Source organism: Chloroflexus sp. (assembly GCF_034431535.1).
Classification (GTDB): domain Bacteria; phylum Chloroflexota; class Chloroflexia; order Chloroflexales; family Chloroflexaceae; genus Chloroflexus.
The window spans coordinates 45,022-65,181 of record NZ_DAOUDC010000068.1 but is presented as its reverse complement, the minus strand read 5'-3'; the positions used below and the strand labels follow the sequence as shown (position 1 = coordinate 65,181).

The following is a 20,160-nucleotide window of genomic DNA, read 5'->3' as shown; positions in this document are numbered from 1 at the left end:
TTCACACCGGTTCTGATCGGGTTGCCGGCGCTTGCAACCCTTGCCGGAAGATACGCACCACCAGATCTGCCGTCGCTTCTGGATCATCGGTGGGCGGCAGGTTGCGCCCACCCACAAACGGAAAACAGAGCAACGACGAGAAGGTGCGGATCACATCCACCGGCTGCAAGTCGGTGGCCACTTCGCCGGTAGCGATCGACGCTTCGGCCAAGCGCAAGACGCGCGCTTGCGCTTGCAGCAGTTCGTTGCGTGAATGGGGATGCTTTTCCAGCAGCTCGGCCACTTCCGGCAACCAGAGCTGGTACGCTGCCGCTCGGTGTTGAATCTGGAACAACACGCTGGCGTGCAAGAGATCGCAGAGCTGTTCGAGCGGTGACCGATCGGTTGGCTCACCGACCGCAGCGACCGCAAAGAGATCGCGAATGAGGCGCGCAATCATGGCGGCCAGCAAATCTTCACGGGTGGGAAATTGGTTGTAGAGGGTGGGTTTCGAGATACCAACCCGCGCTGCCAGTTCATCCATTGCCAGTGCGGCAAACCCGCGTTCGGCAATGAATTGCTGCGTCGCGGCGAGGATCTCGTCGCGCAGCATCTGGCGGCGGCGTTCACGGAGCGTTGTGCTCATAAGCGTCTGTATCAACCAGCCAACGACATTGTTGTCAACCGGCACTATACCACAAATTGCGCAATAATGCCGCAGCCGAGTTGCATGCCACGACTGCGGCATTGTCCACCGACATCACTTATCGGTGAGGATGGTAATGCGCACGCTCATACCGGCGCGCAACCCTTCCTGCTCGTCAAGCTTGACCCGCACGGTGAAGGTGCGTACATTGCCGACGACATTCGCCACTGGCGCGACAAAATCAACCGTACCTTTAAACACCGTACCGGGCAGCGCATCAACCCGTACCTCAACTGCTTGGCCTTCGCGCACACGGGCCACGTCAGTGTCGCTGATCGCCGCCTCAACGTGCAATACGCTGTCATCAACGATCTGCACTGCCGGCAGTGCTCCCGTGCCGGCCAGATCGCCGGGATCGACATTCACCCGGGCCACAATGCCATCGAACGGCGCGCGCAACACGGCCTTGTCGAGGTTGAGTTTCGCTGCGGCCAGTGCGGTTTCCGCAATCTTGACCGCGGCCTCGGTGGCGGCCAGATTCTGGCGCGTCGGCGGTGCGGTGATCCGTTCCAAATTGGCTTGAGCTGCCGCTACACTGGCCTGCGCTGCCGCCAGCGCGCCGGCCCGCTGATCGCCGTGCAGCCGGTCGAGTGTCGCCTGCGCTTGCGCGACTGCTGCATCAGCGGCTGCGATCAGATCAGCCGTCGGCCCGTCGAGCAGGCGCTGCAAATTACTGCGGGCCGTGCGGAGCTGCGCTTCGGCGGCGGCAATGCCGTCAATCTCGTTTTGGCGCGCTTGTTCGAGTGCCAACTGCGCTTGCTTGTACCGCGCCTCTGCCGACTCGACAGCGCGCAACAACTGCTCTTCGGCGTCTTTCGCCTCTTTTGGCAATTCCAGCCCGAATTTCGCTAATTGCTCTTCGCGCTCGCGGTTCTTCCAGTACAGATCAGAATACGCTTGCTGGGCATCGCGCAGCGCGTTGGCCGCCAGCGTCACCTGCAGCTCGGCATTCGTTTTCGCTGCCGAGAGGTTGGTGCGCTGGATGTTCAAGTTGGCTTCGGCTTGCTCAACCGCAGCCCGCGCTGCCGTCAGATCGGCGTTATTCGGCCCGTCAAGCAAGTCGTTGCGGCGAGCGATGGCCTGCGCTAGCGCCGCTTCAGCCGCAGCAATGTCGGCATCGGTGACGCTGCCGCGCGCCTGCCGCAGCGCCGCTTGGGCTTGCGCAACTTGCGCCCGCACCGCCGCAATCTCTTCCGGCGTCGCCCCTTCGGTTAGGCGCTCGTAATTGGCTCGTGCTTGAGCTAAACTCGCTTCGGCTTGGGCGACTTGCAGCTCAAGTTCGCGCGCATCAAGCGCCACCAGCGGATCACCGGCTTTGACCCGGTCGCCTTCAGCCACCAAGACCTCGGCCACCACGCCGGGTACGCGGAAGCTGAGGTTGGCGCTGCTGCGCGCCACCACTTCGCCGCTGGCAGTGACGCCAAGGCTAATCGTTGGCGCGCTCGCGAGGTCAATCGTTGTCATCGGCGCGGTGGTGGGCAATGGCGCCACGGTTGGGCGCACTTCGACTGCCGCTGCCGTCGGCGCCGGCGTCGCTGACGGGGCGGGAGTGGCGCAGGCGGTCAGGATCGCCAGCGCACCGCCGATCAGGGTGGGAACAATCACTCGTCGCATGGATCGCTTCGCTCCTGTGTGATGATCATACATTTTGATTAGCGGTAGGTTTACCATAACGGCACTGCGGTACCATGCCGTTACGGTACGTGTTAGTCGCCTGAAGGTTCGCTAGCTGGCGGTGTTGGCGGCACTGCTGGCCGGGTGACTTGTGGCGCTGGCACTGTGTTTGGGGTTGCCGGCGGGATCGTCACACCGGGGCCGGGAGCGGGCCGCTCGAAGCCCTCGTGCGGTTGTACGCCGCTAAAGCGCTGCTTCAGCCACGTCACCGCTGCATCCATCAAACTGTAGACCGTCGGCACCACCAGCAGAGTCAGCGCGGTTGAGGTCAGCATACCGCCAATCAACACCCACGCTAGCCCTTTGCGGAACTCGTTGCCTTCACCGGTTGCCAGCAAGTGCAAGCCAAGCGCAGTCGGCATTGCACCGGCCACTAGTGAGAGCGCCGTCATCAAGATCGGGCGCAACCGGATCGCGCCGGCCAATTTCAGCGCCGAGTGCTTGTCGAGGCCCAACTCGCGCAAGCGGTTGGTAAAGTCAACCAGCAAGATCGAGTTCTTCACCACCAAACCGAGCAGCATAATCAGACCGATCATGCCGGTGATGTCGAGGTCAATCCCCACCAAGCGCAAGGCGAGGAAGGCGCCGATGAAGCTGAACGGCATCGCCATCATAATCACCAGCGGCTGGGTGAAGCTGCCGAATTGCGATGCCAGCACCATATAGACGAAGAGCACCGAGAGACCCATTGCGAGGAAGAGCGACGAGAAGCCTTCGCTGGTCTGGGCAAAGGTACCGACGTAGCTGACAATCACCTCTGCCGGGATGTTGAGCGCATCGATCCGCGCTTGCAGCACCGCTTGGGCTTCGCTCAGGTTGATGTCCTCAAGATTGGCCCCGATCAACACTTGATTGAGCCGGTCGTAGCGGCGGATCGAGACTTGGCTCGAGGCAAGTTCCAGCGTGCCTAACGAGCTGAGCGGCACGATGCCGGCGCGGGTTGGGATGCTAATCGCGCCGAGGCTCTCGATGCCGGCCCGATCCTGCGGCGCTAGACGCACCACCACATCGGTATCGCTTGTACCAGTGCGCAGTACCGTGGCCCGGTCGCCATTGATCAAAGCGCGCACCGAGATCGCGATATCCTCATTTGTAATCCCCAACTCACCGATGCGGGCCGGGTCGGCGCGTAAGCGCAATTCGGGTTTGCCCACCTGCAAATTGCTATCGATGTCAACCAATCCCGGAATTGCCGCCATCTCGCGTTGAATCGCCTCAACGATCGGCGCCAGCTCAGTAGCGGGGCGAGTCGTCTGCAAGCTCACTTGTAACTCGCGCCCTTCCACACCGGCGCTTGAAGGCTGGAAGCTCGGCACCGAGAAGCTTAGGCGCGGCAAGAAATCTAACTGCTCGCGCAGACGCTCTTGGGTCGGCAAGGTTGGAGTGCGGCCAACCAGCGTCACCGCAAACTCGGCCCGCTCAGGGAAGCCGGTTGCGCCAATCCGTGCAATCACATTCTCGACCGCCGGATCGTTCAGCAAGATCTGCTCGGCCTGCCGGGCCAGCCGTTCAGTTTCGGCCAGTGTCGTACCCGGTGCCGCCTCGAAACGCATAATGAACTCGTGCGGATCTTGCTCGGGGAAGAAGGTCAGTTTCAGGCCGCTGGCGACCCAGATACTCAACACCAGCACGGCGATCGAAACCCCGACCACAATCATGCGGTTACGCAGGCTGGCCAGCGTCCACCCCAGCAATTTGCCGTACCAGCGGCCCATCGCGCCGGGGTCTTCGTTAGCTTCTTGCAGCAAGCCGATGTCGCGCTCGCTCACCTCATCGGAGATCGGCACCTCTACGATCGGCTCGTGCTTGTTATGATGCGGCTTGGGCTTGATCTTGACGTTGGGGAACAGGTTGGCCGACATCATCGGTGCGAAGGTGAATGCTTCGGCCAGCGAGAGCAGAATCGCGATCGAGACCACCAAGCCGAACGACTTGAAGACGATCCCGGCCACGCCTTCAGCAAAAGTAACCGGCACGAAGACTGCCACAATCGTCAGCGTCATCGCCACCACCGACAGGCCGACTTCCCACGTGCCGCGTGATGAAGCCACCCGCGGGCTTTCACCCCGTTCGAGGTGGCGGAAGATATTTTCGCGCACCACGATCGCGTCGTCAATTACGAGACCGACACAGAGCGAGAGGGCCAGCAGGGTGATCAGATTGATCGTTAAGCCGAAGATCGGCATAAAGATGAAGGTGCCGATCAAGATCACCGGCAGGCCGGCCATAGTGATGACCGTGCTACGCAGGTTGCGGAAGAAGAACCACACCACCAGAAACGCCGCGATCGAGGCGAACAGCAACTCTTCCAACGAGGAGAGTACCGATGATCGCACCGCCTCAGATGAGTCAAGCGGGATGGTGTAGGTCAGTTCGGGGAAGGCGGTAAACGCCTGATCGAGCGCTTTGTAGACATTATCGGCCACTGTGACGGTATTGGCGCCCGATTGCTTGAGCACGTTGAGAATAATCGCGTCACTGCCATTTAGCCGCGAGATGGTGGTAACGTCGGCAATGCCCTCTTCGACCACCGCCACATCGCCGACCCGGTAGGACGTGCCCGAAATCTGCACCCGGGCAATATCCTCAACGCTGCGCAGCAGTGAGGGTACGCGCAGGCTAATCTCGGTATTATTCTCGACGATGCTGCCGAGGCCGAGGTTGGCATTTGCCTGTTGCAGCGACCGGCTGACCTGCGCCGGCAGCAGACCATACGCCTGCAACTTGGTCAGATCGAGCCAGACGTTGATCTGGCGCTGTTGGCCACCGGTTACCGTCACCGAGCCGACGCCGGGAGCGCGCTGAATGCGCGGCACGATCTCTTCCTCGATCAGCGTGCGCAATTCGAGCGGCGTGCGCCCGCTGGTGTCGGCGACGGCGATCTGCATAATCGGCGACTGATTGGGGTCAAACCGCTGGAAGACCGGTTGGCGCACATCACGCGGCAGTTGCGGCAAGATGCTATTCACCCGCTGCCGCACATCTTCTTCGAGTTGTTCGGCCCGGTTGCCGGCTTCAAATTCGAGGATAATCAACGCGAACCCCTCGCTGGCCTGCGATGTGATATGCTTGAGGCCGGCGAGGGTGTTCACGGCGTTTTCAACCGGGCGCACCACCTGATCAACGACGCTTTCGGGGCCGGCGCCGGGGTAGGTGATACTGACCGCAACAATCGGAACGTCGATCTCAGGCAAGAGGTTGACCGGCGTTGAGCGGAATGAGAGAATACCGAAGGTGATGAACGCCAGCATAACCATCGTGATAAAGACGGGCTGGCGGATCGAGACATCGGAAATCCAGATGCCGTTCAATTTCTCCCGGCGTGGCGGGGTCATTGGTTATCCTCCCACAAGACGTTATTGCACAAGTTTTGTTACACACTTGTTTTTACTATAGCGTAAAGTTTTCTGACGGTCAAGGATGAAAAGGATGAGTGTTCGCCAATGGCTGATCATCGTTCTTGCCGTTTGGTGGGGATGGCCGGCGCTGGTTGCGGTCCAACCCGCTGAAGTGTCGTTGGCTGATTACGATCGGTTGCTGCGGGCTGCCCATGCCGCGGCGCAGAGCGGCGATCTGCTCGATGTACAGGCGCTGGCGGCTGAATTGGCGGCGATTAAGCAGGTGCGCATGCCTGACGGCCAACTTGCGCAGGTCGATCAGAGCTGGCTCACAGTCGCGCTAGCGTCCGGCGATCCCGATTTGCCGACGATTGCCGCCCGGCTAGGGGCGTTGATCGATACGTTAGCGCCACCCGGCGTTGTGTCGCCGGAGACTGCGTTGCGCCAGTGGCAAGCAGTGTACAACGAGCCTCCCTTCAATCGCGAGGGAGAGGGGTGGTTTACCCAATTTTTGAATTGGTTGTTTGATCTGCTCGATCAACTGATCCCCGATCTACCGGATGTTCCTGTGCCTGACGGAGTAGGCACCAATCCCACCGCGTTTACCCCGGTGGTTTGGGCCGTATTAGGGATCGCAGCCGTCTTGATCGTGGGTTTGCTGGCCTTCTGGGCGCGAGGTGTGCGCCGTACCTTGCGCGCGCCGGTCAAAGCCCCGGCTAGTGAAGGCGAGGATCCGGTAACATACAGCGAGGCGCAACGTTTGGCCGCCGAAGCGCGCCAAGCCGGCGACCGGCGCAGCGCGGTACGTTATCTCTATCTCGCCGCCCTGCTCTGGCTCGATGAACAGGGGTTGTTGCGCTACGAGCGGTCGCTCACTAACCGCGAACACCTGCACCGGCTGCACAGTCAGCCGCCGGTACGCGATCTGCTCGCGCCGGTGGTGGCAACCTTCGACGCGGTGTGGTACGGTTTTCAGCCGATCGATGACCAAGCGTTCGCCCGTTATGAGCAGCAGGTGGCAGCAGTGCAATCCTTGACCCAATCAGCGGGAACGGCATCATGAAGCTGCGGCTTGAATTGATCTTGCTGATCGCGCTCTTTGCCGGTCTTGGCCTCTTTGCCGCCTACAGCGCCGAGCAGAGCGGCCAGCGCACTATTGACGCGCGAGTCACATCGTTTAGCAGCACCGATAATGGCGCACTGGCGCTCTATCGTTGGCTCACACGGGTGACGGGGCAGGTTGACCGGCTGGCCTATCGCCCGTTCGCCTTAACCCCGAATGACGGGCTGCTGTTCGTGTTGGGGCCAAGCGAACGTTACCAACCAGCGCAGGTTGAGACCGTGGTGGAATGGGTTAAGGCTGGCGGCGTTCTCGTGGTGGCCGATAATGTGCCAAGCCCGCAGAGCGCCGTGTCGCCATTGCTGGCGGCGTTTGATCTCAAACTCATCATGAGCGAACGGCGTATTACTACCGCCGCTGTCTTGCACCCCGCGCTCGGTGCGCCGCCGGTTGCCCGCGTACCGGCATACACGCGGACGGCGCTGGTTGCGACCACGCCATTGCCGGCGTTTGCGCCGCTGGCGGCTGATGGCGCAACAACGATCCTTGCCGGCCAACGTTTCGGCGACGGGTATGTATTCGCCTTGTCAAGCGTTCACCCGTTCACTAACGAAGGTCTACGCAAGTCTGAATCGGCGGCGCTGGTGCTCAACCTGCTTCGCTGGCTGCCTCCCGGCGAGCGGATCGTGTTCGATGAATTTCACCACGGCTTCGGCCCGTCAACCGATTTGCGCAGCTTGTTGCTAAGCAATCCGCTCGGTTGGGCCATCCTGTACAGTGTGGCGATAGCGGGCCTGTACATCCTCGCCGGCAGCCGCCGGTTCGCCCGCCCGCTGCCGTTGCGCAGCGAAGCCGCTCGCCGCAGCAGTGTCGAATTCATCGACAGTATGGCCGGCATGTTGCGCCGCGCAAAACAGATCACCTACGCCGCCGAACACTACCGGCACATGCTCCGGCGTCGGCTCGGCCAGCCCTATGGCATCTCGCTCGTGCTTGACGATGATGCTTTTGTTGCCGAATTGGCCGCGATTCGCCCGATCGATCGCACTGCCCTGAGCCGGGTGCTGGCCGAATTACGGCGTCCGGATCTGAGTGAAGCCGAGTTGCTGAACCTCGTCGCCGAAGCTGATCGCATTGGGTAGCGACTGTCTGCGCAGCTATTGCCGTCCATACACTGAGAGGACACACCGATGCCCAACCCACGGCGTTTGCCTTTGCAAGAAGCGATTAACTTACTTGATGAAGGCGTCAATCTCTACCGGCGCTATCTCAGCACCTTTGCGCTGTTAGCTGCGCTGTTCAGCATGCCGGCGCTGCTCGTCACCTTCAATCTCCTCTTTTCACTCAGCGATCTAGAGGAAACGTTCTTTGAGGATCTCTTCCTCATTCTCGCCAGCCTGCTCTTCACCTCGCTGCTGATGATTCCGCCGCTGACCCGCGCCACCCGGATGGCAGTCGATGGCCAGCCGCCGTCGCTGCGCAGCGTGCTATGGCGTTGGCCGCAGATCGGGCGCTGGATCATCGCTAGTGTGTACGGCGGGGCAATGGCGCTGGCATGGGTGATGATCATGTCGTCGGTTAGCGGGGTTTTGTTCTTTGTCGCTTTTTGTGTACTGGTCGCTGTAGTTGCCGTGACGAGCACCGCGTTGAGTACCAGCGCGTTAATCGTATTTGTGCCGTTAATTATCATCGCCGGACTCATCGCGTATTTCCTCTATCTCGTGCTGAGCGCCTCTGGTCTAGTGGCTGCTCTGTATAGCATCCAACCGCTCATTGACGACACTATTCCTATCGGATTGGCGTTCAAGCTCTCGTGGAGTCTGCTCTTTCGGCGTTTCTACTATAATGTGCTTGTTTTTGCCTGCGCAGCGTTGCTCTTCAGCGTATTGGCAGTGATTGTGACGCTGACGATTGCGGTCTTGCTGCCGGCGCCCTTTGGTCTGCTGTTTGGCGCGGAACATCCGCTGACCCGCGGTTTAAGCGCCGTGGCGTGGGTGATTGGGTTGACGGCAGCGATGCCGCTGTTGCCAATCTGGAGCACGCTTCACTACCGGCAAATGCTAGCTGAGCGCAACGGTGTCGATCTGGCCCGGCGCATCCAACAGGTGGCTCACAGCGGGGTGCGGTTGGCGTCGTGAGTTGGGGCATTGCGAGGGCGCGAAGCGCCCGCAGCAATCCCCCGCGTCAGCGAGAACGACCGCTGAGCGGGTGCATCTCGTGCTCGGGGGGATTGCTTCGCTCCGCTGCGCTACGCTCGCAATGACAGGTGGAGGGCGTTGGCGCGCCCTGACAGGTGGAAAGCGGCAATAATGTATAGGAGTGATACTGTTATCTTGTTTATCCACAATGAACGGAATAATCGTATGGATCCAATCAGTGTGATTAAAGTCAGTGGTCACGAACTCGACGATCCGGCATTTCTGGGGGGACTGACTGAAACGATTCGCACCATACACCAACCAGTGGTGCTGGTGCATGGCGGCGGGAAAGAGATCAGCGCAGCGGTGGAACAAGCCGGTTTGCAGGTGGAGTTTGTCGATGGCTTGCGGGTGACGTCGCCGAAAGTGATGGCGATTATGCAAATGGTGGTTTGCGGGGCGATTAACAAGCGGATTGTCACGGCGTTGGTTAATGCTGGGGCGCGCGCGATCGGCCTTAGCGGGCTTGACCTCGGGCTGTTGCGTTGTGAACCCTACCGGCCTAACGGGCGCGATTTGGGCCGGGTGGGGGTGGTGACAACGGTTGATGGTGCAGCGTTGCGCCAGATGCTGGCGTTGGGGTGGTTGCCGGTGATCGCACCGGTGGCGTTGGGAAGCGCCGATGGCATGAGCTACAACGTGAATGCCGACATGGTGGCCGAAGCAGTGGCTGGCGTGCTCAGCGGCGCTGAATTGGTGTTTGTCAGCAATGTGCCGGGTGTGTTGGTTGAGGGCCGGGTCGCGCCAACGCTCACCCCTGCGGCCACGGAGGCGTATATCGCGGCGGGGGTGATCAGCGGCGGCATGATCCCGAAGGTGCGGGCAGCCTTAGACGCTCTTAGCCGAGGCGCGGCGAGCGTCCGGATCACGAATCTGGCCGGTCTCAGCGAGGGCGGCACGCGCTTTGTGAGCGAGGAAACCGGGCCATGACTAACCGCCAGAGTCTCTTGGCGCTCTTCCCCGATCTCGATCCGGCGGCCCAAGCCGATCTGACGGCATTATTACAGGTTGGTTCGTATCCGGCGGGGCATACCTTTCATCTGCCGAATGAAGCCGGCGCGCACGTCTTTCTCTTGCAACAAGGTCGGGTCAGGATCTATAAGCTCTCGCCAGAAGGGCGGGCGTTGACCTTGTTGGTGCTCCATCCACCGAGTCTGTTTGGTGAAATGGCGCTCATTGGGCCGGGGATTCACGATACCTGCGCTGAGGCCATGACTGAGTGCGTGGTGGCGTGGATCGAGCGGGAAGCGTTGCGCGCCTTTCTGAGCCGCCATCCAGGGGCGGCCATTGATCTGATGGAGTTGATGGGCGCGCGCTTACGCACCATGGAGCAACGGCTGGCCGATATTGCCTTCAAGAGTGTGCCGCAGCGATTGGCGGCTCTGTTGCTCGATCTGGCCGGCGATCCGGCTGATGGCGCAACACCGGCGACGCTCGTCCGGTATACCCACCAACAATTGGCCGAAATGATCGGCGCGTACCGCGAAACGGTGACAAAGGCGCTCGGCGATATGCGCGAGGCAAACCTCATCCGGATCGCTGACGATGCGATCGTCTTAGTCGATCTCGCCCAATTACGCCGCTTAGCGTCTGGGTAAATATTCTCTACGGAATTATACCGCAACAACCACATTCTCGTGTTACAGTAATAGGTAAAGATGACATCCGGCTAACGGCGGTTGCCATCATCGTCAGACTCGGGTACAATCGAGAGGTTATGATACTGTTGCAAGGAGTGCAATTGATGGTAACCTACGACGATCTCGTGATGGCGCTGGAAGATGCATGGCTCAGTGTTGGCCTGCATGAACACGCGCTGATAGAGAGCGTCATCCCCGCCACGCACGATCGTACCTGTAAGATTGAACTCTTCCCCGATCACGCCGAGCCGTTAACCTTGGCGACAATGCCGCCGTGGCTTGAGATTAACTTTACGTGGTCGCCGGTGCATCAACTGATTAGCGAAGGCCGCGATCTACCGGCTGATCCGCTTGAATTGACCATGACGTACACGGTGACACTGACCAATCACCGTGATCGGAGCGACATTGAACTGGTGCGCATGTTTCAGCGTGCCGTCCACATCGCATTTGAGCGCCACTTTCCGGCTGAGATAGCCGAAGTTGAGCCGGTTTCAGTGGAGGTGCGGCGCGTGTATCAACCCGCCGGGCAACGGGTTGAATTAGAAGCGGTGCAGTTAGTCAGCTCAACGATGGTTGACCTGTTCGAGCAGTGGGAAGACCGCGACGTGCAGAGTCTGCGCCGGCTCTTGCGTTCAGAGATGAGTCTGGCCCGCACGATCATCGCTAATCTGAGCGATACCTTCCATCCGCACGGCAATGGCGGCTATCGCTCGGTAGATGCGGCGTAGCAGCGGGGCGCGGTCTGCCGTGCCTTGCCTCAGCGGCTGTCGAGTAACACGCCACTTGCCGCTATCAACGCCATACTTGCCCACACATATCCCCATTGCACCGGTAGGCGGTGCGATGCTGCGATACCGGCAACTGCGATCGCCGTTGCTGCCGCCACACCCAGCCATGCCGGGGCAGCGGCGGCGATGGTGCTGATGGCGGCGCTGAGCGGCAAGACTCCGACTAGCATGAGACCTAATGCGCTGCAAGCGGCGGCGAGATGGGGTTGGGATGGGGCAAGGCGCGGTATGGCAGCGATCCAAGCCCCGGCGCCGAGGAGGAATGCGGCTTGTCGTAGGGGGGTGGATGGCCAGCGCAGCAAGCCGCTGAGGTCGAAGGTGCCTGCTGCGCTAGCCAAAGCGATCGCGCCAAGGAAGGCGGGCAGGTAGTGCGCAGCAAGCTGGTGCGGATCGCAGCGTTCGGCGGCAGCGCGGCGCAATTCCGGCCAGAGCAGTAACGTCACAGCGGTGGGTAAATCGAGACCGTAAGGGAACGAGGCCGCTGGAGCGAGCGGAAGCAGCGCAATGGCGCTGAGCGGCGGCAACAGATCGAGCAACTTTGGTGCGGTGAGCGGTTCAAGCTGCCGGATACCAAGCAACCGGACTATGACCAACGCAGCCAATATCGCGCTTAGCCCGCCGGGGTAGAGCAGCAGCCGTAGCCACGCTTGGCCAAACGCACCCAGCAGATCGCTCATACCCACCCGCGCCAGCGACTGATCAGCCAGACAAGCGCGCCGAACAGCCCTATCAATGCGAATAACGCTAGTCCCGGTGCTGTCGCTGCGGTGCGTGCGCCGAAGTCGAGCGCCAGCAACCCAGCCCATCCCCACGGTTCGATCGCGCCATACGGCGTCAACCCGCCTTGAAGATGGTCGCTAATCGGGCGAAGCAGCCAACGCGCCAAGGCCGGCGCGGCAAGGCCGAGCGCGAGACCGGCTAGCGCGCCAGCTGTGCTTGGCCAGCGCGCTGGCCCCTGAATGTGGCGGCCTGAAGCCAGCATGCACAACAACGCGGTGGCCCACCCAACAATGGCTAAGGCCGGTATACCGGCGGTCATCGCTGCGGCGCTCGCCGACCATAAAGCGACAAAGCCGAGGGTTCCCGGCACGGCGCCGGCTAACAGCCAACCGGCCCACGTTGCAGATCCTGCCATTGGTTGCGCTAGCCGGCGCAAGACGAGATGGAGCAGCAGCAACCCAGCCGCCACCACCCCAGCCGGCGAAGCGCAGCCGGTCACGGTAAGGGCTAAGCCGCTCAAACTCCGTTGCAGCCACTCCTCCGTTTCCAGCGACTCGGTTGTTGTAGCCGCACGCCACGCTGCGCTCATGGCAAGCATGCCGCCTATCAGCAGCATGGCCAACTGCCAACCCAGATTCCACGGCCCCACGCTAAACAACCGCAATAATGCGGCAATGCCGGCTAGCGCCGACAGTGGGTCGAACGGCCCGCGTTGGGCAGTGGCAAGATCGAGAAAACCAGCGGCAATTGCTGCCCCGGCCAAGAGCAAGATGAAGCTCAGGCTATTCAAGCCATCACCACTGGCGTTCAAGCGCCACGATGAGGCTAAAAAACCGATCAAGCCATACCCCGCCGCCAACGCCAATCCAGCCCCCCGTTCCCGCCAGCGTTCGCTCAAGAGCAGCGTGATCAGCAACCCCACTGCGATCCCGGCCAGATGGCCGCTCACCATCGCAAAACCCAGCGCCGCCAATTGCCCTAAGCGGCGCCAATGGGCCGGCATGGTGAACATCAGCAGACCGGCCGTGATGAGCACGAGGCAACTCAATCCATCAATCACGATGATGGCATGAAACGTCGTGAATGGCTGGCGCTGGATGCGGAAAAGTATTCCGCTGCCGCTCAACGTGGCGATCGCGCCGGCCAGCCTGTAGTGTGCGTGCTTGAACGATAGTAAATGCATGAAGGAGTATACTTTGTCAAAATAAGGTATATCTATTATAATCACCGAGTAATCGTTCTTGCAACTGTACTGTACGACGTATGAAAAACCTCTTTTCCACCCTGCTCGACATTCGCCACCCTGATGGAGAAACTCGCCAGCGTGGACGAAATATTATCATTATCGGCCTTGGTCTGTTTGTTATCAATCTGCTCGTTTCATTTACGATTCTGTTCTATTTTCCAGAACTGACCGTGCTTTTAATCTCAACCGCGTTTGGCGCCGCCCTCTATATCGCGATCATTGCGCTGACCCGCATGGGATATGTTGATTTAGCTGGGTGGCTGACTGTTTTGGTGTCATTGCTTGGCACAGTCACGGCGATAGTTGTTAATCCCGATCGTCCGGTTGCCACGTTTATTGCTGTGCCGTTAGTGCTGGCAGCGACCATTTTACGGTTTCGCGATGTCGTTGCGGTTACGGCGGCAGTGTTGATTGGGTTAGTGAGCATTGCATTTTTGGCTCAACCAGTGATTATTTCGTTGCCATTGCACTCTTTTCTGGTGACGACTGGGATTTTAGTGGGGTTTGTCGCAATTGTCAGTTTTGTGCAAAGCGCCGGCAACGAATCGCTCCATCACCAGTTGCAGGCCGCATTGCAACAGGCGCAGCACACGGCAACCCAACTGCAACAGGTCAACGCTGAGTTAGATCGGCGTGTGGCAAGGCAAACTGCTGCGCTGCAAGATGCGCTGCGCGAACTCGAAGAGCGTGCTAGTGCGCAGGATCGCCTGCTAACCGAAGTGATCGCACAACGTGACGTGATCCGTGATCTGAGCGTGCCGGTGTTGCCGGTTGGCAAGCAGGCGTTGGTGATGCCGCTGGTGGGCGCAATTGATCGCGATCGGTTGGCGCTGATTCAAGAGCAAGCGTTGGCCCAGATCGAGCAGCAGCGCGCGCGTTGGCTGATCCTCGATGTAACCGGCGTGCCTGTGATCGATACCGATGTCGCCGCTGGGGTGGTGCAACTGGTGCAGAGTGTGCGCTTACTAGGGGCTGAGGTGGCGCTGGTCGGGGTGCGGCCGGAAGTGGCACAGACAATGGTGAGTCTTGGGATCGAGTTGTCGATTTCGCACGTCTTCAGCGATCTCGCCGGTGCGGTCGAGCGGGTGAGCCGGCAATTGGCGACGAGATAGGGACATGGTAGCGTAATGTCCTTACGTCGCAGGGTACGTATGCTGGTGATCAGTGGGTGGGCGGCGCGCCCGCGGGTGGTGCTGGCGGGGCGAGCTAGTGGCCCGCGCTCTCGATAGCGCAACGGGGTTTGTGTGTCATCTCTCTACTTCGCATCCTCTGCGTTCTCCGCGCCCTCTGCGGTAAAAAACATACCCCGCGGGCAGGAGTGATCCACTCAGGCATATGGTTCGCTAAAGAAGGAGATTGCTTCGGGCGCTGCGCGCCCTCGCAATGACAGCCTGCCGCTCCTCCTACTCCCTCTGCGCCCTCGGCGTTCGCTGCGGTAAACAAGCTCGCCCTCACCCCCAGCCCGCTCCCACTGGCGCGGGAGTGGTGCGCTGCTGCGTTTCGTTCCAACAATGCCTCACCCACCCATCGCGTGGCTCCCCCTCGTCCGCCGTCAGGTGGGAGAGGGGGCCGGGTGGTGAGTGATTCAGCGCAAAGGCGCAATGGGTGTCGGGGTGCGGGCGGCGCGCCCGCGGGTGAATAGTGGGGCGGGCCAGCGGCCCGCGCTTCTCGCGATGCCGGGGCGTGGTAGAGCGGACGCGGGCAGCCCGCGCTCCCGTTTAACTCCCGTTGATCAGCTCTTGCCGGCGATAGCGGCAGTTGGCGCAATAGGTGATGCGGTAGCCGGCGACGGTGGCGCGCTGGAGCGTGTGCCCGCAGTTAGGGCACACGTTGGTCTGCACTTCGCCGCCGCCGGTCACAACCGGTTCAGAACGTGTGGCGGGCGCTGCCGGACGAATGGGCGCGGCTGGTTGCGGTGTTGCACGTTGAGGCTGGAAAGTCCACGCTTTGCTGAGCAATTCAACGATCTGGGCATAGTCGAGTGCGCCGCGTGAGCGCGGGTCGTGTTCGTAGATCGTCTTCCCCACCGCCGAAGCTTCCGATAAGCGCACATTGACCCGCACCGGCGGCGTGACGAGTTGACCATAGGCGCGGTTGAGGTGCGCGAGCAGCTCAATCGATTGCTTCATCCGCGGATCAACCATGGTGGGAATGATCGCGCGCACCACGCTGGTGCTGCCCTTCACCCGCGCAATTTGGGCGATCAGCTTTTCTAAGCCGCGTACTGAGAATGGTTCAACCGTCGTGGGGACGATCACCTCGGTAGCTGCCATCAGTGCGTTTTGATTCAGCACCGTCAGCGAACCTCCGCAATCGAAGAAGATAAAGTCGTATTCTTGGCGCAGCGGGCGCACCAGTTGTTCGAGCACGCGCACCCAATCGGCGCGTCCGGCGATGGCTTGCTGAGCCAGCAGCAATGACTCATCGGCGGCGACGAGGTCGAGGTTGGGGCGGGCGCTGACCCGCAGATCAGCCAGCGGTTTATGATCAACGATCGCTTCGTAGAGGGTACGGCGCGCGCGCACACCGAGCGCCATGGATAAATTGCCCTGCGCGTCGATGTCGATCAGCAACACCCGCGCCCCCTTCAGCGCCAATCCGGCGCTGAGATTGACCACGGTGGTGGTCTTGCCGATCCCGCCTTTGAGATTGATGACTGCGACGATCCGCGCCATGCGCCGCTCCTTACTCTGGCGCTCTGCGATGCAATGCGTTGCCAGTGTAGTAAAGCAGGGGCGGTGTGTCAAGTAGCGACGGCCCCGCAGGGCCGTCGCTGCGACCGGTTCGGCGTTTACCGCACCCCCTCCAGCCGGTCTTCGAGGTCGGCATAGATCGCGCGCAACTGCTCAAGCGTGGCTTCGTCGGCTTGCCAGAAGCCGCGGTTGTGGGCTTCGAGCAGGCGCCCGGCAATACCGGCGGTAGCGTGCGGGTTGAGGCTAGCCAGCCGCTCGCGCATCTCTGGATCGAGCAAGTAGGTTTCGGCGACGCCTTGGTAGACCCAGCCATCCACTGCTTGGGCAGTGGCGCTCCAGCCGTAGGTGTTGCTGACCCGGATCTCGATTTCATGTACGCCTTCGTAGCCGTGCTTGAGCATGCCTTCGTACCACTTCGGGTTGAGCAACTTGGCCCGGCTCTCGATCCGCACCATCTGCTCAAGCGAGCGCACCCGGCTAGCTCCCGGCGTGACCAGTTCGGCCACTTCACCCATCAGCGCCGTCGGTCGCGCGCCGCGGGTCTTCTCAACGCTCTTGGTCAGGCCGCCAAGGTATTCGTAGTAGTGGTCGATGTCGCTGATCCCGTTCTCAACGCTATCGACATTCTGGAAGGTAACGCCGACTGTTGCCAGCGCCTTTTCCATCACAGCTCGCGCTTCGCTCCATTCGCCGCCGGGTTGGAAGGCGAAGCTCTTGCGAGTGATGAAGGCTTCAGCCAACTGACCATCTTCCTCCCACGTGCTGCTCTCGACCAAATGGTTAACGTTGGCGCCATAGCTGCCGGAAGCGTTCGAAAAGACGCGGGTCGCCGCCGCTTCGACGCTCAAACCCAATTCAGCCGCCTGCGCCAGCGCGTGGGCGCGCACGAAGTTGTGCTCTGGCGGCTCATCGGCGGTGGCGGCCATGCGGATGGCGCGATCGAGCAAGGCGGCCTGCGCGGCAAACAGATCGCGGAAGATACCGCTCACCGTCAGTACCACATCGATGCGCGGGCGACCCAGCTCGGCCAGCGGGATCAGCTCGACCGTGGTGATCCGGCCCAGTTCATCGGCGACGGCGCGCGCGCCGACCAAGGCCAGTGCCTGCGCAATCCCTTCACCTTCGGTCTTGATGTTATCAGTGCCCCACAACACCATCGCCACCGTTTCGGGGTAGGCCCCCTGCTCGGCGCGCACCCGCTCGAGCAGCTCGTTGGCGACGGCTATGCCGGCGGCAGCGGCAGCCGGGGCCGGCACGTGGAACGGATCGAAGGCGTGGATGTTGCGGCCAGTAGGCACGACCGATGGGTTGCGCACCACATCGTTGCCTGCCGAAGGCAACACATAGCCGCTGTTGAGCGCGCGCAGCAACCCGCTGATCTCACGCTCGGTCGTCATACGGCGCTGAATATCGAGCAGGTAATCCCACAAGGGTGTAAGCTGGCCGTGCGGCAGCTTCACGTGGCGGGCCAGCGCCTCATCGGCGGCGCGGCCCGTGCCATGCTCAACCAAGGCCGTGATCGTCGCGCGGCAAATCTCTTCGATCTGGCGATACCGGGCTTGGGCCGCCGGATCGTGGCGCAAGCGTCCGGTCAAGGCGGCGTAGTCAACCCCCAAGGCGCGGCCAACAATATGCGGCAGCGGTTCGAGCGGCGGCTGGTTATGGTCGCTCGGTACGCGGGTAAAGGTTGCGATCAGGCTAAGCACATCGACCTGCTCGCTGTCTTGGGGCGGCTGGCCGAGCACGTGCAAACCGACCGGGATCATGCGCTGCTCAACCTGCAACAGCTCGTGGCCGAGCGCAGCGACATACTCGTCACCCTCGCCGCTGACCGCAATATTCAGCGACTCGGCTTGGGCGCGCAGGTCGTCGATTAGCACCGGGTCGGGGTGGGCGCGGTAACGATCGATACTGTCTTTGAGCGCGCGCAACCCTTTGTAGAGACCGGCCTGCTGCACCGGCGGCACCAGATAGCTGACCAGCGTCGCCATGCCGCGCCGGCGGGCAATGCTGCCTTCGCTGGGGTTATTGACGCAGTAGTAGTACACGTTAGGCAAGCCGCCGAGCAGGCGCAGCGGCCAGCACTGCGCGCTCAGACCAGCCTGCTTGCCGGGCATAAACTCAAGCGCGCCGTGGGTGCCGAAATGGAGCACGGCGTGGGCTTTGAAGACCTTGCGCAACCAGACATAATACGCGGCAAAGCCATGGTGCGGGGCAGCATCCTTGCTCATCAACAGCCGGATCGGATCACGCTCGTAGCCGAAGCTGGGTTGCAAACCGACAAACACATTCCCAAAGCGGCGGCCAAGGATATGCAGCCGCTTGCCGTCGCTGAGCAACTGGCCGGGGGCCGGACCCCAATACGGCTCGATATCGACATAATCGGGGAAGAGGCGGCGATACTCTTCGACCGGCAGCGAATCGGCGACGTTACCGTCGGTGCCGTGCAGCAAGGCATTGCCTTCGACTACCAACCGGCGCAGATCATCGGCGCTCGGCGGCAATTCGACCGTATACCCGGCGGCACGCAGCTCTTGCATCAAGCGGAAAACGCTGGTAAAGACATCGAGATAGGCGGCAGTGCCGGCGTTGCCAAGGTTGGGCGGGAAATTGAACAACGTAATCGCGATCCGCCGTTCGGCGGGGGGCGTGCGGCGCAGCGCTACCCGGCCTGCAATCCGCTCAGCGGCTAGCTCAATCTCGGCAGGAAGCGGAATCACATCTTCGCGACCGCGCGGCATCCCGCCGATCACCAGCGGATCGGTTGCGCCATCGAGTTCGGGCAGCGACACATTCAGCGCCAATTGGAACGGCGCAATCCCGCGATCATCGCTGCGCCACTGCTCGATATGCTGGAACACCAGCGGGAAGAGATCGAGCATCGGCGTGTCAAGCTGGTCGAGGGTGGCGCTCGCTTGGACGGGATCGGTGCTAGCCGGGCCGCCAACGAGCGCGAAACCGGTGGTATTGACAATCAGATCAACGTCCGCTGGCGGCTCGTGGTGGCGAGCACGGGCGGTATCGGTAAAGAAACGCTCGACCGTGGGGCGCATATCGAGCGTCGGGCTATAGGCGGCGCGCGCTTCGATGCTACGGGCTTCCAGCGCACGGATCAGCGCTGCGAGATGGGCGCTATTGCCCGACAGGGCAAACGGGCGCATGGTCAGCAAGCCAACCGTGCCAGCGGTTAGCTTCTGGCGCTGCTTGCGCCGCCACGCGCGGTAGGCGGCCAGATCAGCAAACGGCTCCGGCGCATCAGGGTGAAACGCGCCGGATTCGGGAATATCCTGCGGATCAAGCACCGGCAATTTGCCCTTATAGCCGGGCACATAGCGTTCGATCAACAGCAACAGCAACCGGCGCAGATTTTCGGGCGTGCTAGCGGCCCAAAACTGGTGCGCCATCACATAAGTGTGAATATCGCGCGCCTTGCCGGGCAAAAACTTCAGCATCTTGCTCAGGCCGCGCACCAACGACATCTGGCGCTGAATCTCGCCGTGGCCGTGCTTGGGTTGGAACTGGCTCAGCCACTGGCGGAAGGCGCTCTGTTCGGCGGCAGGCTTGGGGCGGAGATCAAACTTGCCAATGCGCGTCTGCTTAATCAGCGAGGGGCTGCTCATGATCATACAGACCGGGCACGGCGCAGTTGCCAAAATCTCGCTCAAGGGGCGGACATACTCCTCGCCAAAGAGCATCGAGCCGAAGACAAAATCGGCCCGCGCCACCGCCGCGGCTAACCGTTCCCAATCGGCAGCGGTGCGCATATCAGGCGGGGCAAAGAAATCAATCGCCAACCGTAGACCGTATTCGCGTTCGATTGCCGCCGCCGCCTTGCGCAGAGCGGGAGCGTTGTTGGCTTCGATACACATGAACACGAAGCGCATAGCTGATCTCCTTGCTAGTTGATGCAGCGACGCAATGGTATGGTGCGCCGGCGCCATCACGTTTGTGTGATCAACCTTTGTCCAAGAAGCTATCTCTTATTATATGATATGTCATTATAGATACATTATCTCACTTTGTAAAGAAACACGCATTCTGGCCGAGAGGATGGTAAAGATTCGGCAACTGGCAAGACAAGAGATGAGGGAAATACTGCACCTGCTAGCCAAACT

At 61.1% G+C, this 20,160-nt stretch carries 14 protein-coding genes; 7 read left to right on the top strand and 7 right to left on the bottom strand.

Translation table 11 applies throughout. The features are described 5' to 3' along the window. Position 1: 1 nt before the first annotated feature. The 3 genes from U9R61_RS16405 to U9R61_RS16395 form a co-directional block, all read right to left on the bottom strand. Positions 2–625, bottom strand: coding sequence for a TetR/AcrR family transcriptional regulator (locus U9R61_RS16405; protein ID WP_322489888.1), 624 nt, complete (start codon positions 623–625; stop codon positions 2–4). Between the two features lie 114 nt (positions 626–739). Beyond that, on the bottom strand, positions 740–2,299 hold the full coding sequence (locus tag U9R61_RS16400; RefSeq protein WP_322489887.1) for an HlyD family secretion protein: 1,560 nt from the start codon (positions 2,297–2,299) through the stop codon (positions 740–742). A 92-nt stretch (positions 2,300–2,391) separates the two neighbouring features. Beyond that, positions 2,392–5,694, bottom strand: coding sequence for an efflux RND transporter permease subunit (locus U9R61_RS16395; RefSeq protein WP_322489886.1), 3,303 nt, complete (start codon positions 5,692–5,694; stop codon positions 2,392–2,394). Between the two features lie 94 nt (positions 5,695–5,788). On the opposite strand from U9R61_RS16395, the gene U9R61_RS16390 reads away from it, so the two are divergent. The 6 genes from U9R61_RS16390 (at position 5,789) to U9R61_RS16365 (ending at position 11,326) form a co-directional block, all read left to right on the top strand. Then, a complete protein-coding gene (locus U9R61_RS16390) occupies positions 5,789–6,760 on the top strand; it encodes a DUF4129 domain-containing protein (protein WP_322489885.1) in 972 nt (323 codons plus the stop codon). Continuing rightward, entirely contained in the window at positions 6,757–7,899 is a 1,143-nt protein-coding gene (locus U9R61_RS16385) for a DUF4350 domain-containing protein (RefSeq protein ID WP_322489884.1), read from the top strand. Before U9R61_RS16390 ends, U9R61_RS16385 begins: the two co-directional genes overlap by 4 nt. Positions 7,900–7,947: 48 nt before the next feature. After that, entirely contained in the window at positions 7,948–8,895 is a 948-nt protein-coding gene (locus U9R61_RS16380) for a hypothetical protein (protein ID WP_322489883.1), read from the top strand. Between the two features lie 225 nt (positions 8,896–9,120). Further along, entirely contained in the window at positions 9,121–9,885 is a 765-nt protein-coding gene (argB, locus tag U9R61_RS16375; RefSeq protein ID WP_322489882.1) for an acetylglutamate kinase, read from the top strand. Beyond that, positions 9,882–10,553, top strand: a complete 672-nt coding sequence (locus U9R61_RS16370) for a Crp/Fnr family transcriptional regulator (RefSeq protein ID WP_322489881.1) — start codon at positions 9,882–9,884, stop codon at positions 10,551–10,553. Before argB ends, U9R61_RS16370 begins: the two co-directional genes overlap by 4 nt. 146 nt (positions 10,554–10,699) lie before the next feature. Beyond that, entirely contained in the window at positions 10,700–11,326 is a 627-nt protein-coding gene (locus U9R61_RS16365; protein WP_322489880.1) for a hypothetical protein, read from the top strand. A 29-nt stretch (positions 11,327–11,355) separates the two neighbouring features. Here U9R61_RS16365 and U9R61_RS16360 read toward each other — a convergent pair whose 3' ends face one another. Then, positions 11,356–12,063, bottom strand: a complete 708-nt coding sequence (locus U9R61_RS16360; RefSeq protein ID WP_322489879.1) for a hypothetical protein — start codon at positions 12,061–12,063, stop codon at positions 11,356–11,358. After that, positions 12,060–13,289, bottom strand: a complete 1,230-nt coding sequence (locus tag U9R61_RS16355; protein ID WP_322489878.1) for a hypothetical protein — start codon at positions 13,287–13,289, stop codon at positions 12,060–12,062. The genes U9R61_RS16360 and U9R61_RS16355 overlap by 4 nt, the downstream gene beginning before the upstream one ends. A gap of 80 nt (positions 13,290–13,369) precedes the next feature. Here U9R61_RS16355 and U9R61_RS16350 point away from each other — a divergent pair, with 80 nt between their 5' ends. Beyond that, the gene (locus U9R61_RS16350) at positions 13,370–14,464 is read left to right on the top strand and encodes an STAS domain-containing protein (RefSeq protein WP_322489877.1); all 1,095 of its coding nucleotides are present in this window, start codon (positions 13,370–13,372) and stop codon (positions 14,462–14,464) included. Between the two features lie 606 nt (positions 14,465–15,070). On the opposite strand, the gene U9R61_RS16345 is transcribed toward U9R61_RS16350, so the two are convergent. Then, a complete protein-coding gene (locus U9R61_RS16345) occupies positions 15,071–16,027 on the bottom strand; it encodes an AAA family ATPase (protein WP_322489876.1) in 957 nt (318 codons plus the stop codon). 116 nt (positions 16,028–16,143) lie between these two features. Then, positions 16,144–19,986 (bottom strand): magnesium chelatase subunit H, encoded by a 3,843-nt coding sequence (locus tag U9R61_RS16340; RefSeq protein WP_322489875.1) that lies wholly within the window; start codon positions 19,984–19,986, stop codon positions 16,144–16,146. Positions 19,987–20,160 lie beyond the last annotated feature (174 nt).